This window comes from Enterococcus sp. LJL120, assembly GCF_054871765.1.
In genome coordinates this window covers 119,366-140,363 of the sequence record NZ_JBTXLV010000009.1, presented here as the reverse complement: position 1 = coordinate 140,363, position 20,998 = coordinate 119,366, and the positions used below count along the sequence as shown (strand labels likewise).

Here is a 20,998-nt window from a genome sequence, read left to right as displayed (position 1 = left end):
TTTCGAATTGCTGAACAATCAAAAAAAGATTTATTATTTAGGTAAAGAAAGCGCTTCTTTTTTTGAAAATAGGAGGGATTTGTATGCAGGTGACAACAGATGAAAAAATGATTTCCGAAAAGGTGCCAATAAGTTCAAAATTTGCCTATGGATTGGGTGATGCATCTTCTACGATTCTGAATATCTTTTTGGTAACATATTTAACTTATTTTTATACTGATATTTTAAAAATTAGCCTAGCAACAGTTGGAACACTTTTGTTAACTGTGAGAATTGTTGAAGCTTTGTGTAATCCAGTAATTGGAGTTTTAGTTGATAAAACGAATACTAAATGGGGAAAATGCCGTCCCTGGTTCTTAGGCGATGCCATTCCGCTTGGAATTTTCTTTATTTTAAATTTTACGGCCCCCGATGTTAGTGCGAGCTTAAAAATGGTGTTAGCTTATATATTTTACATTGGATACAGCTTTTGTAGTGCTTCTTTGAATGTGCCTCTAATTTCTATCTTATCTAGTATGACGTCAGATCCACAAGAAAGAACGGCAGTAAATTCATGGCGTATGGCGGGAGGCCAGATTGCCGGAGCAGTGTCTTCTGTTATCACCATTCCTTTAGTATTATTTTTTGGTAAGGGTGATGAAGGTCGAGGATATTTTCTGACAGCTGCTGTTTATGGGACTTTTGCTGCAGTTTGTGCATTATTATGCTTTTTCAATATTAAAGAAAAAAATCAACAAACAAAAGAAGTGGTTATGGAAGATTCTAAAGAGAAAATTTCTGTTGTAAAGTCTTTTATAGCATTAAAAAATAATTGGCCGTTGTTTATCTGTATTGCTGTGAACCTAATTAATGCAATCTCTACCACATTAAAAAATTCAGGCGCAATTTACTATTTGAAATATCAAATTGGCAGTGTCGAGTTGATGTCGGTCTTACTGTTAATGAATTATGCAGCACTTTTAAGTATTTTAATTGTACCTCGGCTAAATAAAATTTTTTCTAAACGTAATTGTGTCATCATTGGAATGCTGTTCAATCTTCTCGGACAAATTTTGGTATTTTTTAGCTCACAGTTTCTACCTTTTCTATTTATAGGCAGTTTTATTTCCAATTTTGGGAATGGCTTCTTGATGGGTTTGCTATATTCGATGATTGCTGATTGTGTGGATTATGGCCAATGGAAGAATGGTGTTCGCTCGCAGGGTCTGATTTCTTCTCTAAGTACATTTGGCGAAAAACTTGGAACAGGTTTAGGTGGCGCTTTAGCTAGCCTAATTCTGGCTATAGGTGGTTATGTTGCTGGAAGTGTTCAACAGACTGGTCAAGCTTTGACAGCAATCTCAACAACCTACGTCATTGCTCCATTAATTATGACAGCGCTCTGCTGTATTATCATGACTTTTTATAATTTGGATAAAAAGTATCCACAAATAATAGAAGAACTAAAAACTTATAAATAGTTAATTTGGAGGTGTTTTTTTGCAAAAGCTAAAGATTGGAAATTCTTTTTCTCTAGATTTAAAGATTGCAATCGCTGTAATTATTTGCTACCTTTTGACAGTTTTGTTCCCTCTCTTGCAATTCACCTCTGCAAGTTTTGCAGTTATCTTGTGTCTTAATAACCAATTACAAGAAACTATAAAAACTAGTTTAAGTCGAGTTATCTTAACAGTTTGTGGAGGTCTGGCTGGTGTCATTGTTGTACTAGTAGATGACTTTTTTCAAAACAATGCGCTTTTTATCTGTTCTATATTTTTAGGCGTCTTGGTAACTTTCATTTTTTGTCATTGGGCCAAACTTCCATACATCTTTTCAAGAATTGGGGTAATTACGTTTATATTAGTTATCACGGTTCAAACTGGTGAACAACGAATCATCTATTGTCTTTTAAGAATTTTAAGCACAGTTCTGGGTATTATTATTGCTTTGCTAATTACAAAAATTAGCATTCTCACATCTACACATAGACAACAAATTAATGGAGGTAAATTATCATGAGTATGTATATCCCTGTTGGTCCACCAGAAGGTGGTCACCAATTCGCTCACGCTGTAACTGGTTTTAATCAAACAGCTTTTGACCAAACAGAAGCTGGACAAAATGTTATCCAAATGAAGAAAATTTATGAGGAGTTTAAAGAAGATGAAATGCACCCTGACTTATTAGCTTACTGGCAAAGTCTAGGTGTAAAAAAAGAATTATACAATACTGGTAAGAATTCTGGAGAGCATCGTTATTCCATTTTTACACCTTTAGAATTAGATTTTTCAAAAAAATATGCATTAATCTACGTTTCACATGGAGGGATGTCAAACATTAGTCAAGCTGAGGTTACAGGGTTTCCAGCAATGGTCGGTAATCAGAAATTCATCTGTATTTGTGCTGAAAATGGTGGTTATTCAAATGAGGAAGTTGAGACTGAATTTCCTAGAATTATTCAAGAAGTAATTACAAATGGCTATCCGGTCGATGAAGAAAGAATTTATGCTGCAGGCTATTCTGCCGGTTCAGATGCAACTGGAGTGATAGCAAGTACGAATCCTCAATTAGTAGCTGCTGTATCTCCTGATCCAGGGGCAAACCTCTTTTATAAAGGTGTTTGGTACAACCACCCAGAATATTATCAAAAATTAGCAAAATATCGAATGCCTTTTATCTGTGTAGGTGGAACTATGGATGGTGGGGATCGTTACCCACTTGAAACTGCTGAGGCAATTGAGAATTTTAATATCTGGATTAAAGAATTTGCACAGATAGACAATTTTAAAAAATTAAGCCTTGAAAAATCAAAAAAAATAATTCGAGAAACGAAAAATCCAGCAAAAAGAGCTTTTGGCTTCAACTTTGATAAAACCTATACCATTCATATGGAGGGACTTGATTGGTTTGTTGGAGATTATAAAGATAAAAAGCATAATACAATAGCTCGCTTTGTAGCAGGTGAAGGCTTACCTCATGAACAAACAGCGTACCACTCTCCAATCATTTGGGACTATTTAAAGCACTTTAGTCGTGACGTGGAAACTGGTGAGAGTATCTACAATCCAATTGTCATAGATGGTGTTAAGTAAAAAATTTAAATAATTATCTGAAACCTGGTAACTAAATTTGTGTATTTCCATTTTTTTAAGACTGTTTCATTGCCATCAAGAAAATAAACAAACTGATTTTGGGTGATATTAATAGCGAGATACGTACACGAACTGATGGAAGCGACAATTAATTTGTTTTGATTGGAGCTTTCGTCAGTATTTTTGTTATCGAATTCATTTAGATTTTTCCAATAATGACTTTGTTTAGTTTTGAAACTAGTAGGTATCATTTTTTATTCCTAGTGTAATCGTTGGGATCAGGGGCCTTGATTTAGTAGCATGACAGAGCTTTTAAGAAATATCAATCTCACAGTTTGACTGAATTAACTAACTCAGGATCTAGTGGACTAAAGACTTATTTCATCTACTCAAAATAAGTAACTAGCTCTTACCATACTATTAGGTGAGAGCTAGTTTTTTGGACTTATATTGTTGACACATACAGTGAATGAACTCCGGGATTAGTGGCATTAGTAGCAAGCATAAAATAAAAGCCCAGCTTTTCAGCTAGACTTTTCACTTTTTTCTCGGGCAATTCTTTCGTGTAAACCAATCTTATAAATCAAGTATTCACGAGTCGCTTCTAGTTCCGCAATCTTTTGATCCAGTTCGGTCTTGGTTTCTTTTAAAAGTTGAATAGAAAGCTCATGGTTCTCAAAGTTTACAAAGATTTTTTTGATATCTTCTAAACTCATGCCAACGTTACGATAATGCAAAATGGCTTTTAGACTTGTAATAGATTGCTCATCAAACTCACGAATTCCTCGACTACTTCTAGGAACATCTAACAGACCTTCTTTCTCATAAAATCGAATAGAGTATGTGGAAATATTGAGTTCCTCTGCAATTTCTCCGATTGTCATGACTGCTCAACTCCTTTAACTTTATTATACTAAACTTAACCCTTAGCTAGTAAATTAAGCTAGGGATTGAATTATTTTTTTATAATACTTGCGCAGTTGGTCGTAGAACAATTTCATTAATGCTGGTATTTTCTGGCGTATCAATGGCGAACTGAACAGTTCTAGCAACTTGATCTGCCGGAATTGCTGTTGAAGAATAAAAGCCAGCCATTCCTTCAGCATTTTCCCTATCCGTCACATGGTTTGGTAATTCTGTATCAATCGCCCCAGGAGCAATTACCGTAACTCGGATATTAGATTGAGCCATGGCCTCTTCTTGACGCAATGCCTCTGAAGCTGCCCAAACGCCAAACTTAGTTGCTGCATAAACACCAGCAGCTGGTCCCGATTGGTGAGAAGAAATTGAGCCAATATTAATGAACTGACCAGATTTTTGAGCACGCATTTGAGGCAAAGCTGCATCAATGCCATATAAAGTACCCTTCAAATTAACATCAACCATGCAATCCCACTCATCAACTTTGCCCTTGGCAAACTCGGAAAGGGGCATTAAACCAGCATTGTTTATCCAAACATCAATCCGACCAAACTCATCGATTGCTAGTTGAGAAATTTTTTGATTTTCAGCAAACTTTGATACATCAGCGAGAATGTAGACCGCTTCGCCACCTGCTTCACGAATAACAGCAACAATTTCCTTTAACTTATCTTCACGACGAGCAGCTAAAACTAGCTGATTTCCTGCTTTTGCTAACATTTTTGCGGTTGCTTCACCGATTCCGCTTGAAGCACCAGTAACTACGATTACTTTTGACATAAATAAAAACTCCTTTATTCTTTGATGGTTTAACTATAACAACTTAGAGTAGGTCTAAGACAAGTGGTTTGTTCGATTAATTTAAAAATGTGGTGTTTTCTCTGATAATAAATCCAGCCGCATAGCGTCATTCACTATGCCTACCAAGGCATTGCTGGTGGAAAGTTGCCAGATAAAATCTGCTAATTCTTCACTTGTATTAAAGTTTTTCCCATAAGGTTTTTGATAATCCACTTCCTGATTCTGACCGTCAGCAATCTTTGCCAGTGGCAAATCTATTCTCTGCCGATGGATAACTTAGAGAAAATCGATTTTTCTGGTGATTTTATTTCTGGTACGCCAAGTTTTTATAAATTTACCTTTGACGTGACTGAGATTGGCGATACTTTTATTGATTGTCGTGGCTGGGGGAAAGGTTTTGTTACTGTCAATGGGTTTAACATTGGTCGCTTCTGGGAGATTGGCCCGCAGGAGCGTTTATATATCCCAGGTCCTTTATTAAAGTTAGGTGAAAATGAAATAATTATTTTTGAAACGGAAGGGAAGTTTAGTGATAAGATTGTACTTTCAGATGAAGCTAAATTAGGATAGAAATCATAAACAAAAAGGAGTTAGCATATGTTTGATAAGCATAATCGCTTAGTATTCGTCGGTGACTCTATCACTGATTGTAATCGTAATTACAATACAACAATTGGTGCTGTCGATTCTCTAGGGGAAGGATATGTTAGTTTAATCAATGCTTATACCACAGCATTTCACCCTGAGAAAGAATTGATGATAATCAATCAAGGTGTTGGTGGTAATCGAGTAACGGATTTGAAAGCCCGTTGGCAGGAAATTTTAGCTTTGAAGCCTGATTATTTAACCATTATGATAGGAATAAATGATGTCTGGCGTCATTTTGATAACAAATTTACCCAGATAGAACAAGTTAATAAAATACTTTTTGAGCAGACTTATACAGAGCTTATCAAACAGAGCTTAGCCGCTCATTCAAAGATAATTTTGCTGTCTGCATTCATGCTAGAAGCAAATAATCTTGATCCGATGAAACAAATGGTCGCAGAATATAATGAAATCACAAAAAAGATTGCAGCTAATTTTTCATTGACATATATTGATATTCAAGCTGAAATGGACAAATTTACAGCAATTCAATCTTCTTATGCTCTATCGTCAGACCGTGTGCATCTGTCACTGCCTGGACATGCTATTATTGCAAAATCCTGGTTGGAAGCTGTGGATTTGGATAGATGAAATGTGGCTTCATATTAGCGGCATAGTTGATGACAAACTTATTTGTTTTACATCTATCAACAGCTTTCATAAACTCGCCACAAACGTTTCTAAATTTTACAATATAAAGTCCACAAAAAATTCATAACTTCAAGTTATTATGAACTCATCCCAATAAAACAAACCCAATAAAACACTTTTTCATTTTTTACTCCTAGCTCATCGGTCCCCGCCGATGGGCTCCTTTTTTGTCTACAGAAAAAAGGTTTTTTTGAAGAACATCGGGTCGTATACAGTTCAACTAAGAGTGGAACGGAAAATTGTATAAACGCTGTAGAAAGTTGAACTAGCATCCTAAACCCGTCAGTCCCCGCTGGTGGGTTTCCTTTTGTCTACAGTTATATCTCCAATTGACCAAACTAGAATGGAAATGATAGTATCAAAAAAGCCGCTATCTCTTTTTAAGACTGCATTCGCCGAACCATAGAGATAAATCTAGAGATGATAAGAAATTATTGCTAGTTTTTACTACTTCGATGACAAATACAAGTATTCTACTTATAAATATTAATCAGGAGGAGGTGTTATATCATGTCAAAAGCTAAAGTAATTGTTATTAGTGGTGTAACAGCTGGAGGAAAAACAACACTTATTCAACAGCTAACTAAAACTGTCCCACATTCAAGGGCTATTTCATTTGATGATTATAATATTGATGCTTTACCATCTGCACCGTCTTTCGATCAGTTTTTAGAAAATTCTAAAAAAGCTGTCAACCAGTATGACATTAGTGAATTATTAACTGATTTAACAGAAGCATTGGTCCAGTATAATTTTATCTTTATTGATTTTCCTTTTGGCTATGAACATGATAGTTTGAAACCATATATTGACGTTGTTATCTATTTGAAAACACCTTTAGATGTGGCTTTAGCTCGACTGGTTCTCAGAGATTATGCCAATAAAAGTAAGACAGATATTCTGAACTGGATGGATAGCTATTTGACTTATGCCCGTCCCATTTTTTTAGAGCAGGACCGATTAATCTCCTCAACTGCTGACCACATTTTAGATGGAACAGAGACTTTTGAAAAACATTTAAGCAAATTGAAAGACTTGCATGTTGTTTGAATTAAATTACAATCGCTAATGACTATTTGAAAAGAATTGAATCCAATATTAGTTGAATATTTCAATAGAAGTTGTCTATATAACTTTTTAAAACTAAAAACATAAAGGGTATGAACGAGGAAAAAATTTTGAATATTATCTAAATCAGCACATTAAAAATATTGATTTAAGTTGAACATCCGTACATTTTCAGCCCCCTCAAATGACAAGTTTCCAAAATTCCCCAAGACCAACCTAAAAAGAATCTCTCGTGTTAGTAAAACAGCACAAAAAAACTCGGCCCCTCGATATGGCCGAGCTTTAATACTTTTCGGAAGGATATTAGTAAGAAAGAATTTATTTGTACTTGATGCTCTTACACATGCAAAGTATTGTTTGAATTTCTATTTTATAAACAAAAATTTGGTTCATTAATAAAGATTAACACGTTTGTCTTAAATACTATTCACTTTTTTGTTGCTGCATTGCCTTCTTTGTTACGTATAAAATTACTTCTAGTTGAGCGATGATGCTGCTCATTTCGGTGATACGCATTCACTATTTTAAGGTTGCGATAAATACCCTACACGTATAATGCTTGGTGAATCTTGTTCAACTAACAATTTGTTGTTTACTGTTTCTGCTTGATCGAGAAATTCTTCCATTCTTACTAATAGTTCCTCCTTCCTTATGCTTAAAGTATAGCACAAAAAGAAAGCGTTTGCAAATAGAAAATTATAAGCAAAATTGTACTTTTTTTCAACAAAATTCTTTTGCGGTTTGATTAAATTCAATCATTTTTGTTGAACAACCCCTTTGAAACGTGCTACATTAATATAGGAAGCAACTTTATCAAAATATATTTTTGGGAAGTATTTTTTGATAAAACAAAGCTGATTAGCAGAAAATTACCGACGGCTGTGGAGTTGTTTTCAGTGAATGGCATAAAAATTGAAAAAAATTGGAGGAATAGGATGGAATTATACGAAAAAAATATTGAAGAGATTCTCACAGAAAATACCACGATAGAAACTGGGCTGAGCAGTCAAGAAGCACAAAAGCGTTTGAGCACATACGGCCGCAACCAGTTTGAAGAAGCGAAGAAGGATTCTTTAGCGAAAAAATTTCTACATAGCTTAGGCGACTTTACGACAATCATTTTGATTATTGCCGCCGTTATTTCTTTTTATACAGCCATTGCGACAGATCATGGCGATTATTTTGAAGGTATTTTGATTATCGCTATCGTTATTATTAATTCGGTTTTGACGATTGTTCAAGAAGGGAATGCTGAGAAATCTTTGGCGGCCTTGCAGGACATGAATAAGCAGACAACGCTGGTCAAACGAGATGGCCGAGTGGAAAAAATTGATGCCGAAGAAGTCGTGCCGGGGGATATTTTAGTTTTAGAAAATGGTGCGATGATTGTTGCTGATGGACGGATTGTTCAAGGCAATCAGCTGCGGCTGGATGAAGCTTCTTTGACGGGGGAAAGTGAAGCCGTTGAGAAGGACTTTACATTTGTTGCTGATGCGGACACGCCTTTAGGTGATCGCATTAATATGGTTTATAAAGGCACCACAGTAACCAACGGTCGGGGACAAGTTTTAGTTACTGCAACGGGTATGCAGACGGAGATGGGGAAAATTGCCGGACTGCTAAATGATGAAACGACCAGTAAAACACCGCTACAAATTCGTTTAAATCAATTAGGTAAACGAATTTCTATCGTTGCTTTAGCGGCCGCTGCTTTAGTTTTTATTATCGGTGAACTGCAGGGTGAACCGTTATTGGAAATGTTTATGACCTCAGTGTCACTTGCTGTTGCTGCCGTGCCGGAAACGTTGACGGTGATTGTGACCTTGACGCTGGCCTATGGCGTACAGCGGATGGCCAAGAAAAATGCGATTATCCGCAAGCTGCCCGCAGTTGAAACTTTGGGAACCGCCAGTGTGATTTGTTCGGATAAAACCGGTACACTGACACAAAATAAAATGCGGGTGCGGCGGGTTTGGACCCGCGGCGATGAAGTAACAGATACTGAAGATGCCATGACTGAAGAAGCGATGGAAGTGCTTAAAATGGCGGCGCTGTGTACCGATGTCATCGTTGAATATGACAATGATGATTTAATTGTCAAAGGAAATCCCACCGAAGCAGCCATCGTGCGGGCGGTGGAGGAAAATTACCACACTAAGATTCAATTAGAAGAAGAATTTCCCCGTGTGGCAGAACTGCCTTTTGATTCTGAAAGAAAAATGATGACCACCGTTCACAAGATGGGGAAAAAATATTTGTCGGTAACAAAGGGTGCCTTTGATGTTCTGCTGCCAAGATTTCATTATGGTGATGTCGAGCAGGCAGCTGTTGTAAATGACCGTTTTGGTAAACGGGCACTACGGGTGATTGCTGTCGGTTATGCTGTATATGATGAAATGCCGCAAGAGATTACCTCTGAAGCTTTAGAAAAAGATTTGAAGCTTTCTGGCTTAGTCGGCATGATTGATCCGCCCCGGCCTGAAAGTAAAGGTGCCATCAAGCGGGCAAAGCGGGCCGGCATCAAGACGGTTATGATTACCGGAGACCACATTGTAACGGCTAGTGCGATTGCCAAAGAATTAGGTATTTTAAAGAAAAAAACCGAAGCCATTACCGGTGCGAAAATGCGGGAAATGTCCGATGATGAATTAGTATCACGGGTGAAAGATTTTTCTGTTTACGCTCGGGTAACGCCGGAGGATAAAATCCGTATAGTCAAGGCGTGGCAAAAAACCGGCGCTGTTGTAGCGATGACCGGGGATGGCGTCAATGATGCGCCGGCTTTAAAAGCCAGCGATGTCGGAGCTGCGATGGGGATTACTGGAACGGATGTGGCTCAGAGTGCCGCGGATATGATTTTAACCGATGATAATTTTGCGACGATTGTCGATGCAGTAGCTCGAGGCCGGGCGGTGTATCGGAATATCCGCAAAGCGGTGAATTTCCTGTTGAGCTGTAATATCTCAGAAATTTTTATTGTGTTGATTTCAATGCTGTTGGGCTGGGGAGCACCATTTACGGCCGTGCAGCTGCTCTTCGTCAATGTTGTGGCAGATGGTCTGCCAGGTTTTGCTTTAGGGCGTGAACCTGCGGAAAAAGGAATTATGCATGAGCCGCCGATTCCCAAAAATGAGGGGATTTTTGCTCGTGGATTATGGCAGAAAATTGCTGTCAACGCTGCGATTTTCACCGTGGTTGCCCTTTTTGGTTTCTATCTAGGTAGCTTCGTGGATACGATTAGTCCTTGGGTTGAAGCCAGCCATGATGTTGGTCAGACAGTCGCTTTCCTTGTGCTAGCTTACTCGTCAATCCTACATGTTTTTAATGTCCGCAGCACTAAGTCGATTTTCCAAGTTAAACTTTCAACCAATAAATCTTTATTTGAAATGGCGGTTCTGGCTATCTTGATTACAACAGCGATTGCTTTACTGCCATTCACGCAAGGTTTATTTGGCTTAGTTCACATTAGTTTGAATCACTGGCTGCTAGTGGGACTGCTGTCGATTGTGCCGATTTTTGTTAATGAAATGATTAAATTCCACAATGCACCAGAAGTGGACGATAGCACTAGCTCAGTCATCGTTGAAGAAGACTAGTTGAAATATCTGGACTCTTTTAAATTTCTCCTAAAGAGAATGCCTAAAAAGAGTTCAGGTATTTTTTTGCCAATTAATATAGAAGGAAGCCGCTAAATCTTGCCCTTTTTTTAAGAAAGGCAAGGGCTCTTGCAATGGCTTAAAAAAGCAAGTATGATTAGTGCAGTTTGACATTTGCTCTAACTTGGATTAAAGCTGGCTTCTTCAAGTGCTGATTATTTTGCAGGGCAAAGTAATTGTTCATAGTAAAAGCCTTTTTATTCAATGTGGGACTGTGCATTAGATAAAATAAAATCAAATTTTTACAAATAGTAGCTGCAGAAAACTATTAAATAGTATAAACCTGCGCTGAGAGGTTTGGATGACCGCAAAAGCAAGGCCCAACTAGCTTGAGATTTTATTTGTAAAAAACTAATGACCCGGTATCACCAAGACAAATTCTTAAATCGTTTCAGAAAGTAGGGGACTCAATGACGGAACCAGCAATTCGTTACCGTTTAATCAAAAAAGAAAAGCATACAGGTGCGCGCTTAGGGGAAATAATTACCCCCCACGGCACATTTCCCACACCGATGTTTATGCCGGTGGGAACTTTAGCGACAGTTAAAACCATGTCGCCAGAGGAATTAAAAGAGATGGGCGCCGGGATTATTTTAAGCAATACTTATCACTTATGGTTGCGCCCTGGGGAAGACTTAGTGGCAGAGGCAGGCGGCTTACATAAATTTATGAACTGGGATCAGCCGATTTTAACGGATTCTGGCGGTTTTCAAGTTTTTTCTTTGGCGGATATGCGCAATATCGTTGAAGAAGGCGTGCATTTCAAGAATCATTTGAATGGCTCAAAGATGTTTTTATCACCGGAAAAGGCCATTGATATTCAAAATAAATTAGGCTCAGATATTATGATGAGCTTTGATGAGTGCCCGCCCTTTGATGAAAGCTACGATTACGTTAAAAAATCAGTGGAACGGACGTCCCGCTGGGCTGAGCGGGGCTTAAAGGCTCATGCCAATCCTAAAACACAAGGCTTATTTGGAATCATCCAAGGGGCTGGCTTTGAGGATTTACGAAAACAAAGTGCCCAAGATTTAGTCAGCATGGATTTTCCTGGCTATTCTATCGGCGGATTATCTGTCGGAGAACCCAAGGAAGAAATGAATCGGGTGTTGGATTTTACCACACCGTTGATTCCGGAAAATAAACCTCGCTACTTGATGGGGGTTGGTGCTGCAGATTCATTGATTGATGGTGTGATTCGTGGCGTTGACATGTTTGACTGTGTATTGCCGACAAGAATTGCCCGCAACGGCACCTGTATGACATCCCACGGTCGCTTAGTTGTTAAAAATGCGACCTTTGCCCGAGACTTTGGTCCAATTGACGATAATTGCGATTGCTATGTTTGTAAAAATTATAGCCGAGCATACATCCGTCATCTGATTAAATGCGATGAAACCTTTGGCATTCGTTTGACCTCTTATCATAATTTGTATTTCCTATTAGACTTGATGAAAAAAGTTCGCCAAGCAATTATGGATGATAATTTGCTGGAATTTCGGGCTAACTTTTTTGAAGAGTACGGTTTTAACAAAGTAAATGCGAAAAGTTTTTAAAAAATCACCGGAAAGACTAGTGTAAACCGTTTTTTTTTGCTACAGTTATTCTTGTGAACAAAAAAAGCGAGGTGAGAATACATGGCAGGACTTATGCCTTTAATCCTTTTAGTTGCGATGGTTGCAATGTGGTGGTTTATGAGCCGCAGCCAAAAGAAACAGCAGCAGGAACGGCAAAATCAATTATCAGCGATGAAACCTGGTGATAAAGTGGTTACAATCGGCGGGTTGCATGGTGTGTTATCAGAAATTAATCCGAGTACAGTTATTATTGACTGTGAAGGAATCTTTTTAGAATTTGAAAAGAGCGCCATTCGGACAGTTAAATCTGCTGAAGCGACTGAACCAGTTGCAACAGTTGCAGAAGCGACTGAAGTAATCGAAGAAACACCAGAAACAACTGACGATACTGAAACCAAAAACTAAATCAGCAACATTACTGATCTACGAAAGCTTCAGGCAAATTTTTTGTGCTGAAGCTTTTTTTGTTTTTATAATCGCATGTAAAGAAGGGGGAATAATTTTGGCGAAGCTAACTTGGATACAAAAAATTATTTTAAAACAGGCCGTAAAAAAGAAAATTCAATCTTTCACAAGAGCTGGCTATCAAGAAATTCTGCAGCCTGAATTATTAGAATTTTTACTTGAATATCGTTGGAAACGCCGCAAAATCAATGATTTGCATGCGCGTTTGCAGGATTTAAAAAAAGTCACTGCCAATGATTTTTTTGATTATCAGCAGCTTAAAATTCAAACCTCCGCAAAAACCTTAGCTGAATTGGATGATTTTTCAGATTTATTCTAAGTTTTCTGTTAAAAAAATTTTAAAATATATAACAAAGAAAATTTTCTCTTTTGAAAACGGTATCTTTGTTGTTAGCTCGCAATTCCTATGATAGCAGTCTTTCTTGAAGTAAAATTTCTAGTGAAAATAATCACAAAAAACTATTTACAAACCTAAAATGATGTTGTATATTATGTATGTGAAATAGTTAACAAGAAATTTTTGAAGATAAATTTTAGGAGGACTATCATGGCTAAAGTAATTACAGAAGAAAAAGTAGATGTTCAAGGAGTCATCGATGAGTTAGCATTGAAAGCAAATGTTGCTTTGAAAGAATTAGAAACTTTTGACCAAGCAAAAATTGACCACATTGTACATGAAATGGCAATGGCGGCTTTAGATCAACATATGCCATTAGCAAAAATGGCAGTAGCCGAAACTGGCCGGGGAATTGTTGAAGATAAAGCAATTAAAAATATGTATGCTTCTGAATATATTTGGAACAGCATCAAAGATAATAAAACAGTTGGTGTCATCAGCGAAGATAAACAAAAAGGTTTAATTGAAATTGCTGGCGGCGTGGGAGTTGTCTGTGGTGTTACACCAACAACTAACCCAACTTCAACTACTATTTTTAAAGCGATGATTGCTTTAAAAACTGCAAACCCAATTATTTTTGCTTTCCATCCAAGCGCTCAAGCATGTTCGGCTGAAGCAGCTCGCATCGTCAGAGATGCAGCGATTGCCGCTGGTGCTCCAGAAAACTGTGTGCAATGGATTGAACAACCATCAATTGAAGCAACTTCAATGTTGATGAACCACCCTGGCGTTGCAATTGTTTTAGCAACTGGCGGACCTGGCATGGTGAAATCAGCTTACTCAACTGGTAAACCAGCTTTGGGCGTGGGTGCTGGTAACGTTCCTGCTTACATTGAAAAAACAGCTAAAGTGAAACGGGCCGTTAATGATTTAATCGTTTCAAAAACATTTGATAATGGTATGATTTGTGCTTCTGAACAAGCTGTCATTGTCGATAAAGAAATTTATGCATCAGTAAAAGCTGAATTTGAAGCGCATCAAGTTTACTTTGTAAAACCAAATGAATTAAGCAAATTAGAAGATGCTGTGATGAACGAAGGCAAATATGCCGTTGATCCATCAATCGTTGGTCATTCAGCAGAAGAAATTGCAGCTTTGGCTGGCATTAAAGTGCCAAGCGGAACGAAAATGCTGATTGCTGAACTTGAAGGTGCTGGAGCGGAATATCCATTATCCCGTGAAAAACTTTCTCCAGTTTTAGCGATGATGAAAGCTAAAACTACCGCAGACGCTTTTGATTTATGTGAAGCAATGTTGGAATTAGGCGGCTTAGGCCATACAGCCGTTATCCATACTGAAAATGAAGACCTGCAAGTTCAATTTGGTATTCGAATGAAAGCTTGCCGGATCTTAGTTAATACGCCATCAGCTGAAGGCGGAATTGGTAATATTTACAACGAAATGATTCCTTCATTAACATTAGGTTGTGGTTCTTACGGCCGGAATTCAGTTTCCCGTAACGTGTCCGCTGTTAACTTAATCAATGTCAAAACTGTGGCGAAACGGAGAAACAACATGCAATGGTTCAAATTACCACCAAAAATTTTCTTTGAACAAAACTCATTATTATACCTTGAAAAGATGGAAAATCTTGAAAGAGTAATGATTGTTTGTGACCCAGGCATGGTGCAATTCGGCTACTGTGATACGGTTCGTGAAGTGTTAGCTCGTCGCTCAAATGATGTTAAAGTTGAAGTTTTCTCTGATGTTGAACCAAATCCTTCAACAGATACAGTTTATGCCGGAACTAAAATGATGGTTGATTTCAAACCTGATACGATTATTGCATTAGGTGGCGGTTCTGCAATGGATGCTGCGAAGGGCATGTGGATGTTTTATGAACACCCAGATACTTCATTCTTCGGCGCAAAACAAAAATTCTTAGATATTCGCAAACGGACCTACAAAATTGACAAACCAGTGAAAACTCAATTTGTTTGTATCCCAACAACTTCTGGTACTGGTTCTGAAGTAACACCATTTGCGGTAATCACTGATAGTGATACACACGTTAAATATCCTTTAGCTGACTACGCTTTGACACCAGATGTTGCCATCGTGGACCCTCAATTTGTCATGTCAGTACCAGCTTCAGTAACGGCTGATACAGGGATGGACGTTTTAACACACGCAATTGAATCATATGTTTCTGTTATGGCATCTGATTACACTCGCGGTTTAAGCTTACAAGCAATCAAATTAGTCTTTGATTACTTAGAAAAATCTGTGAAAACGCCTGATATGGAATCACGGGAAAAAATGCATAATGCATCAACAATGGCTGGTATGGCTTTTGCAAATGCCTTCTTAGGAATTTGTCACTCTGTTGCCCACAAAATTGGTGGAGAGTACGGCATTCCTCACGGACGGACAAACGCAATCTTATTGCCACACATCATCCGTTACAATGCGAAAGATCCGCAAAAACATGCGATGTTCCCTAAATATGATTTCTTTAGAGCGGACACTGACTATGCAGATATTGCGAAATTCTTAGGCCTTAAAGGTAAAAACACTCAAGAATTAGTCGACGCTTTAGCAACTGCTGTCTTCGAATTAGGTCAATCTGTCGGTATCGAAATGAACTTGAAAGCTCAAGGTGTAACTCAAGTCACTTTGGATACAACCGTTGACCGGATGGCTGAATTGGCTTATGAAGACCAATGTACAACAGCAAATCCAAAAGAACCATTAATCAGCGAACTGAAACAAATTATTGTGGATGCTTATAATGGGTAAAGTTTAAATCTGAAATACAAAAATTCCTGAGGGAGCAATCCTTCAGGAATTTTTTTAGTCTTAACTTTTTTAAGGATAGAACACGGGTCAAACAAACACCACAACTTCATTCACCTGAATCTTAGGGTCCAAAGATTGTACGACTGGACAATTTCGCTCAATCAAGCGAATTGCTCGAGTGGCCTTGGCTTGCTGTTCAGGAGAGACATTTTTTAAATAGAAGGTAACCGTGACGGATGCTAGTGGCCGTGTTTTACCATCTTCTTGACGAGTATAAGCCAGCTGAACGGTTTCGATATGATAATCAATGTGCGAGTTGGTCAAAACTTGGCGGTAAACGGCGGCACTGCAACCGCCAATGGCAATCACGAGGGTTTCTAAGGGTGAATAGCCTACGTCCTTTTTCAAAATCCAATTGCCATCTGGATGAATGACTTCAAGGTTATCGTTAATTAATTTAATTTCCATGGAGAAGCTCCTTTACTTTTGTTCAAGAATTTATTTTCATTCATTATACAAATAGTCCTAAGCAGAAAACAACTAATCTGAATGGAAGATTTTCCAGATAACCTAGGAGGATTAAATTTTTAGCAGCAAAAAAGCTGATGCAATACCATCAGCTTTAGCGCATACTATATTTTTTTAAATCGATATTTCTTGCTTCAGCCCATTCTTTGGGTTGGCCGGAGAGAATGACTTGTTTTTGCTGCAGCTCTTGCAGATTTTTAGCACCCACAAGGGAGAAGAGTAACCGCAGTTCCTCTTGCCAGCTGGTTAAGAGTTCAATCGTTTTGTCGACGCCATCTTTGAGCAACGAATTTAAAATCGTTGCGGAAACACCAACTGCTTGAGCACCTAAGGCAAGTGCCTTGAAAATGTCATAGGCGTTGCGAACGCCGCCGGAGGCCAGCAGGGTAGCATCTGTTGGGAAAACCACTTCGTTAGCTTCTAATAAGGAGATAACGGTCGATTGGCCCCAATTATTTAAATAGGCCAGCTCTCTTTTGGGGCGACGGGCATTTTCGATTTGTGTGAAGCTGGTGCCACCTTGGCCGGCAACATCGATGATTTTAACGCCTAATTCGAGTAGCTGAGCAATCGTTTCCCGGGACATGCCGAAGCCGACTTCTTTAACGATAACAGGCACGTCTAAGTTATGCACAATTTCCTGTAAACTAGCCGACCATTGTTCAAAATGGCGGTCGCCTTCGGGCATCACTAATTCCTGAGGCAAATTTAAATGAATTTGCAGGCCGTCCGCCTTTAAGCCAGTGACGGCTTTTTTAGCTTTTTCTAAATCGGCATCAGCCCCGACATTAGCCAAAACGATTCCATCGGGATTGTTTTCTCTTAAGGAAGTAAATGTCGGCCACAACGTTTCATCTTTAATGGCAGCGCTGACGGAGCCGGTGGCAATCATCAGACCGGTTTCTTTGGCAATCAAGCCTAGGTCGTGATTGATTTTACCAGTTTTTTCACTGCCGCCGGTCATGGCATTGATGTAAAAAGGGCAAGTCAAAGCAAAGGGACCGACCGTGGTTGCCAAATTGACTTGGTCCACGTCGGCTCCTTGTAAGGAATGATGAAGGAAGCGGACCGCATCAAAATCGTTGGCATGTTCTTTATGAAAAGCTTTTGCTAATGATACGTGTTCGTCTTTACGATTCATCGGTTAATCCTTTCGTTTTTCTGAAAAATAGACATGTAGTGGCAAAGGAGTGATATCGGCATTTTCCCAAGTGCTCATCAAAGGTAAAATCCCAGATTTTTGGCTGGTAATCACAATGCCACAATCACCGCCGCCAGCGCCTGAAGATTTGGCAGCTCCTTCATTTTCTTCGGCTAAATCACAGAGCTGTTTTAAAGCGGGCGTTTCAATCACCACGCCAGTAATCGAAGTTAATTCCTGCAAGAGATGACGATTTTTACGAATCATCTGTTGGATTTGTTTAATATTATTTTGGCGGAAGCCCTCAATCATTTTTTCCACGCAGGCTTTGCTGTCGGCTAAAAATTGCGTATAGCGCTGCTGCTGTTGTTCTCTAGAATGATGGACCTGATCCACTAAATCGGAGGTTGAGGCCGGGCTGCCGGTCCAACCGATTAACAGGCGCAAATCTTTTGGCGCCTGCAGAGGCTGAATTGATAATTGCGGCCAGTCCATCGCGACTAATTCCGCAACGGAATGCTGGCTATAAGCTTCTGCCAGCCAATCGTGGTCAAAGGTTGAGAAGGCTAACCAACCGCCGTAGCAGCTAGCGGCAATATCGCCGCAGGAACCATTGCTGGCTACTTCGTGGTGGGCTAGGGCTGCCAGTTTAAAAATGGTCAGCCGATCTAAGTTTAGCTGATAGAACTCATTTAAAGCTTTGACCGTCGCTACCGTCACTGCACCGCTGGAACCTAAGCCGTATTTGCGGCCATTAGAGCTGTCCAGTTCGCTGGTGACTTTTAAATCAAAAAAGCGCAGAGTGGTCTCGTGCTCTAGAGCATATTTTTCAGTTAGGCGTATCGCCGCCAAAATATAATGAAAGGGATTGTCCCGGATATCTAAGACAAGCTCGCCTTTTTTGCGGGTCCAACGCACAGGCAAATCACTGTACTGGCCAGATTGAATGCTGCCGTTGCGTTTGGCTTCATTCATTGAGACTGTGACAAATTGGTCGACAGCAACAATAATTGCTGGATGACCTGCTTCGACAACCGCATACTCACCGGCAATATATAATTTTCCTGGGGCAGATACTTCAATCATCTTCTCATTTCCTTTGTAAAAAAATTTTGGCAGTTGTCGCAGTCTAACATCTAACAAACAACTCATCATGGCTATTCTATACTTAATAGTTTAATCTTTTATAAAATTTCTAAACCGGGACCAGCTGCTGCACTGATAATTTGTTCCGGAGAAAAAGTTTGTTTCAATTCCTCTATCAGAGCGGGAACTTGGTTTTTTTTGGTTAAAATTTTAACATTGGGTCCAGCGTCCATCGTAAAGTAGCAGTCAAAGCCCGCTGTCCGCAACTCCCGCACGCGATTCATCGCCACCAGACTGTTCGGAGACCAATAAGTAAATGGCGGCTGTGCACCTAAAGTTGTTGCGTGCATCTTTAATCCATTAGCTTCTGTGGTTTCTCCAAGCAATTTGAAATCTTTTTGAGCGATTGCCTTTTTGGCAGTTTCAATATCTTCATTGACGGCCTTCAACCAGCCGTCGTAAAAAACCGAAGTCTCCACCGTCCGTTGCATGCCATCACGACTGGAGACATCTTTTTGTTGGTCATTGATTAAAATAAAAATCATCGCCAATTCGTTTTCCCAACCAGCAGCTTCAATCGGCACAGCAAAAGACGTTTCATCGGAATCGCCTTTTTGCCATTCTGCAAAACCGCCGAAGATACTGCGACAGGCCGAACCGCTGCCTTTTCGGGCAAAGCGGGACAATTCAGTCGGCGTCATCTGTAAATCTAGAGCTTCATTACAAGCCCCGGCTAAAGCCGCTAATCCGCTGGCTGAAGAGGCGAGGCCGGCTGCTGTCGGAACAAAATTTTGGCTCTCGACTTTGGCAAAGTCAGTCGTCTTGCCGAGCTTGCGGGCGCGATTTAGAAATTGAATAATTTTTTTGTTTTCAGCGGCGCTTTGGACAGCGCCGTTTAAATAGAAACTATCGGCAGTAAACTCTTTTGAAAAAGTGACCTGCGTTTCACTGTAAAAGGCATCAAGGGTTAACGAAAGTGAGCTGTTCATTGGAATAATCAATTCTTGATCGGCTTTGCCCCAATATTTTATCAAAGCAATATTGGTATGGGCGCGGGCTTTTCCCTGTCTCATTTTTGATACACTCCTAATCCTTGAATCCATGTTTGTTTGGCGCCGGCTTTTTCTTGGGCTGCGGCGATTTGTTTGGCAGTCGCTAAATCCTCTGCTAAGGCAATCAGACAGCCACCTCGGCCGCCACCGGTTAATTTTGCACCGAGGGCGTTGTTGGCAATCGCCGTGTCCGTCAATAAATCAAGGGCATCGTTACTGACACCTAAGGCTTTTAAATTGCGATGAGCTTTTGTCATCAAGCTGCCTAGTAAGGCGGGTTGATTTGAAATAATTGCTTGTTTCGCATCTTTGGCTAATTGCCCTAAAATGTGAATAAGCTCTGGTACTGCTGGGTTTTCTTGATATTGTTTAGCAACATCGGCTACGGCTCCACGGGTTTTTCCTTTAATACCCGTGTCTGCGACGACTAAATAGGCATCGACATTCATTGGAAAGGAACTTAATTCCTGCCATTTAATAAAGTAAAGAGGATTTGGTCCGCTGGTTGCGGCCGCATCAATACCGCTGGGATTTCCGTGGGCAATTTTTTCTGATAAATTGACAAAGTCCAATAATTCTTGATCAGACAAATCAGTTTTTTGATAGTCAAAATAGCCCCGGGTAATCGCCACGGCAGTTGCTGCGCTGGAGCCCATGCCTCGTTCAGCCGGAATGGTACTGGTAATTTCCAAATGAATGCCCGTTTGCTGCTGGAATTTTTCCTGCAAAGCCGTGATTAATGCTTGAATATTTTTCAAAGGGGCGGGCACATCGGCCAACTTGCCGGAAAAATAAATAGAGTCGAGAGAGTTTTCTGGTCCATCCGTAATTTGTGTCTGAATGTGGGTCGCGAGAAACGGCATCGCAATCGCCGGTTCGCCATATACGACAGAATGTTCTCCCATTAAAATAATTTTTCCTGTTGCTTTGCCAAGACCTACTGCTTCCATTGCAAGAAAGACTCCTTATTTAGCTTCCATTTTAGGGAAGTTTTTGGTAATGTTTCAATTTTGTAAGAAACCATGCTTTCCTATTTTATGCTAGGTCTTTGGATTCTGACAAGTAAAAGTTACAAACATTAAGGGAATCCCAAAAATTTTTAATAAAAAATAAGCCTTTCTTGAAAGTATTTGCGATTGACGATTTTTTTCGAAGGGCGTATAGTAAGTTGGTTGTGTGGAAACTTTTTAAGAAGAG

General features: G+C 39.4%; 19 protein-coding genes. 11 read left to right on the top strand and 8 right to left on the bottom strand.

The genetic code is table 11. The features are described from left to right. Positions 1 to 83 precede the first annotated feature (83 nt). From ACYSNU_RS15270 to ACYSNU_RS15260, 3 genes are read left to right on the top strand one after another with little or no spacing between them, the layout of a single operon-like run. Positions 84 to 1,460 carry a glycoside-pentoside-hexuronide (GPH):cation symporter gene (locus tag ACYSNU_RS15270; RefSeq protein WP_461738055.1) on the top strand — a complete coding sequence of 459 codons (1,377 nt, stop codon included), beginning with the start codon at positions 84 to 86 and terminating at the stop codon, positions 1,458 to 1,460. A 19-nt stretch (positions 1,461 to 1,479) separates the two neighbouring features. Next, entirely contained in the window at positions 1,480 to 1,998 is a 519-nt protein-coding gene (locus ACYSNU_RS15265; protein ID WP_461738054.1) for an FUSC family protein, read from the top strand. Further along, a complete protein-coding gene (locus ACYSNU_RS15260; RefSeq protein WP_461738053.1) occupies positions 1,995 to 3,071 on the top strand; it encodes a hypothetical protein in 1,077 nt (358 codons plus the stop codon). The genes ACYSNU_RS15265 and ACYSNU_RS15260 overlap by 4 nt, the downstream gene beginning before the upstream one ends. 524 nt (positions 3,072 to 3,595) lie before the next feature. Here the strand turns inward: ACYSNU_RS15260 and ACYSNU_RS15255 are convergent. From ACYSNU_RS15255 to ACYSNU_RS15245, 3 genes are all read right to left on the bottom strand, one after another. Then, positions 3,596 to 3,955, bottom strand: a complete 360-nt coding sequence (locus ACYSNU_RS15255; protein ID WP_461738052.1) for a MerR family transcriptional regulator — start codon at positions 3,953 to 3,955, stop codon at positions 3,596 to 3,598. A gap of 79 nt (positions 3,956 to 4,034) precedes the next feature. Further along, complete coding sequence (locus tag ACYSNU_RS15250; RefSeq protein ID WP_461738051.1) at positions 4,035 to 4,772, bottom strand: SDR family oxidoreductase; 738 nt, start codon at positions 4,770 to 4,772, stop codon at positions 4,035 to 4,037. Between the two features lie 81 nt (positions 4,773 to 4,853). Then, positions 4,854 to 5,045 carry a hypothetical protein gene (locus ACYSNU_RS15245; protein WP_461738050.1) on the bottom strand — a complete coding sequence of 64 codons (192 nt, stop codon included), beginning with the start codon at positions 5,043 to 5,045 and terminating at the stop codon, positions 4,854 to 4,856. A gap of 15 nt (positions 5,046 to 5,060) precedes the next feature. On the opposite strand from ACYSNU_RS15245, the gene ACYSNU_RS15240 reads away from it, so the two are divergent. The 8 genes from ACYSNU_RS15240 (at position 5,061) to adhE (ending at position 15,994) form a co-directional block, all read left to right on the top strand. Further along, positions 5,061 to 5,363: a hypothetical protein gene (locus ACYSNU_RS15240; protein WP_461738049.1), complete on the top strand. Its 303-nt coding sequence runs from the start codon at positions 5,061 to 5,063 to the stop codon at positions 5,361 to 5,363. Between the two features lie 27 nt (positions 5,364 to 5,390). Beyond that, the gene (locus ACYSNU_RS15235; protein WP_461738048.1) at positions 5,391 to 6,032 is read left to right on the top strand and encodes an SGNH/GDSL hydrolase family protein; all 642 of its coding nucleotides are present in this window, start codon (positions 5,391 to 5,393) and stop codon (positions 6,030 to 6,032) included. Positions 6,033 to 6,602: 570 nt separating this feature from the next. Next, complete coding sequence (locus tag ACYSNU_RS15230; RefSeq protein ID WP_461738047.1) at positions 6,603 to 7,142, top strand: nucleoside/nucleotide kinase family protein; 540 nt, start codon at positions 6,603 to 6,605, stop codon at positions 7,140 to 7,142. Positions 7,143 to 8,095: 953 nt separating this feature from the next. Then, entirely contained in the window at positions 8,096 to 10,756 is a 2,661-nt protein-coding gene (locus tag ACYSNU_RS15225; protein WP_461738046.1) for a calcium-translocating P-type ATPase, PMCA-type, read from the top strand. Positions 10,757 to 11,226: 470 nt separating this feature from the next. Then, positions 11,227 to 12,372 (top strand): tRNA guanosine(34) transglycosylase Tgt, encoded by a 1,146-nt coding sequence (tgt, locus tag ACYSNU_RS15220; RefSeq protein WP_265459746.1) that lies wholly within the window; start codon positions 11,227 to 11,229, stop codon positions 12,370 to 12,372. Positions 12,373 to 12,453: 81 nt separating this feature from the next. After that, positions 12,454 to 12,798, top strand: a complete 345-nt coding sequence (yajC, locus tag ACYSNU_RS15215) for a preprotein translocase subunit YajC (protein ID WP_265459747.1) — start codon at positions 12,454 to 12,456, stop codon at positions 12,796 to 12,798. A 97-nt stretch (positions 12,799 to 12,895) separates the two neighbouring features. Then, complete coding sequence (locus tag ACYSNU_RS15210; protein ID WP_461738045.1) at positions 12,896 to 13,177, top strand: post-transcriptional regulator; 282 nt, start codon at positions 12,896 to 12,898, stop codon at positions 13,175 to 13,177. Between the two features lie 228 nt (positions 13,178 to 13,405). Next, entirely contained in the window at positions 13,406 to 15,994 is a 2,589-nt protein-coding gene (adhE, locus tag ACYSNU_RS15205; RefSeq protein WP_461738044.1) for a bifunctional acetaldehyde-CoA/alcohol dehydrogenase, read from the top strand. A gap of 87 nt (positions 15,995 to 16,081) precedes the next feature. On the opposite strand, the gene ACYSNU_RS15200 is transcribed toward adhE, so the two are convergent. The 5 genes from ACYSNU_RS15200 to mvk all read right to left on the bottom strand — a co-directional run bounded on the left by ACYSNU_RS15200 (position 16,082) and on the right by mvk (position 20,751). Continuing rightward, complete coding sequence (locus ACYSNU_RS15200; protein ID WP_461738043.1) at positions 16,082 to 16,462, bottom strand: OsmC family protein; 381 nt, start codon at positions 16,460 to 16,462, stop codon at positions 16,082 to 16,084. 154 nt (positions 16,463 to 16,616) lie between these two features. Next, positions 16,617 to 17,663 (bottom strand): type 2 isopentenyl-diphosphate Delta-isomerase, encoded by a 1,047-nt coding sequence (gene fni / locus ACYSNU_RS15195; protein WP_461738042.1) that lies wholly within the window; start codon positions 17,661 to 17,663, stop codon positions 16,617 to 16,619. A 3-nt stretch (positions 17,664 to 17,666) separates the two neighbouring features. Further along, positions 17,667 to 18,749 carry a phosphomevalonate kinase gene (locus ACYSNU_RS15190; protein WP_461738041.1) on the bottom strand — a complete coding sequence of 361 codons (1,083 nt, stop codon included), beginning with the start codon at positions 18,747 to 18,749 and terminating at the stop codon, positions 17,667 to 17,669. 98 nt (positions 18,750 to 18,847) lie between these two features. Then, the gene (gene mvaD / locus ACYSNU_RS15185) at positions 18,848 to 19,822 is read right to left on the bottom strand and encodes a diphosphomevalonate decarboxylase (RefSeq protein WP_461738040.1); all 975 of its coding nucleotides are present in this window, start codon (positions 19,820 to 19,822) and stop codon (positions 18,848 to 18,850) included. Then, the gene (gene mvk, locus ACYSNU_RS15180) at positions 19,819 to 20,751 is read right to left on the bottom strand and encodes a mevalonate kinase (RefSeq protein ID WP_461738039.1); all 933 of its coding nucleotides are present in this window, start codon (positions 20,749 to 20,751) and stop codon (positions 19,819 to 19,821) included. The genes mvaD and mvk overlap by 4 nt, the downstream gene beginning before the upstream one ends. Between the last annotated feature and the right edge of the window lie 247 nt (positions 20,752 to 20,998).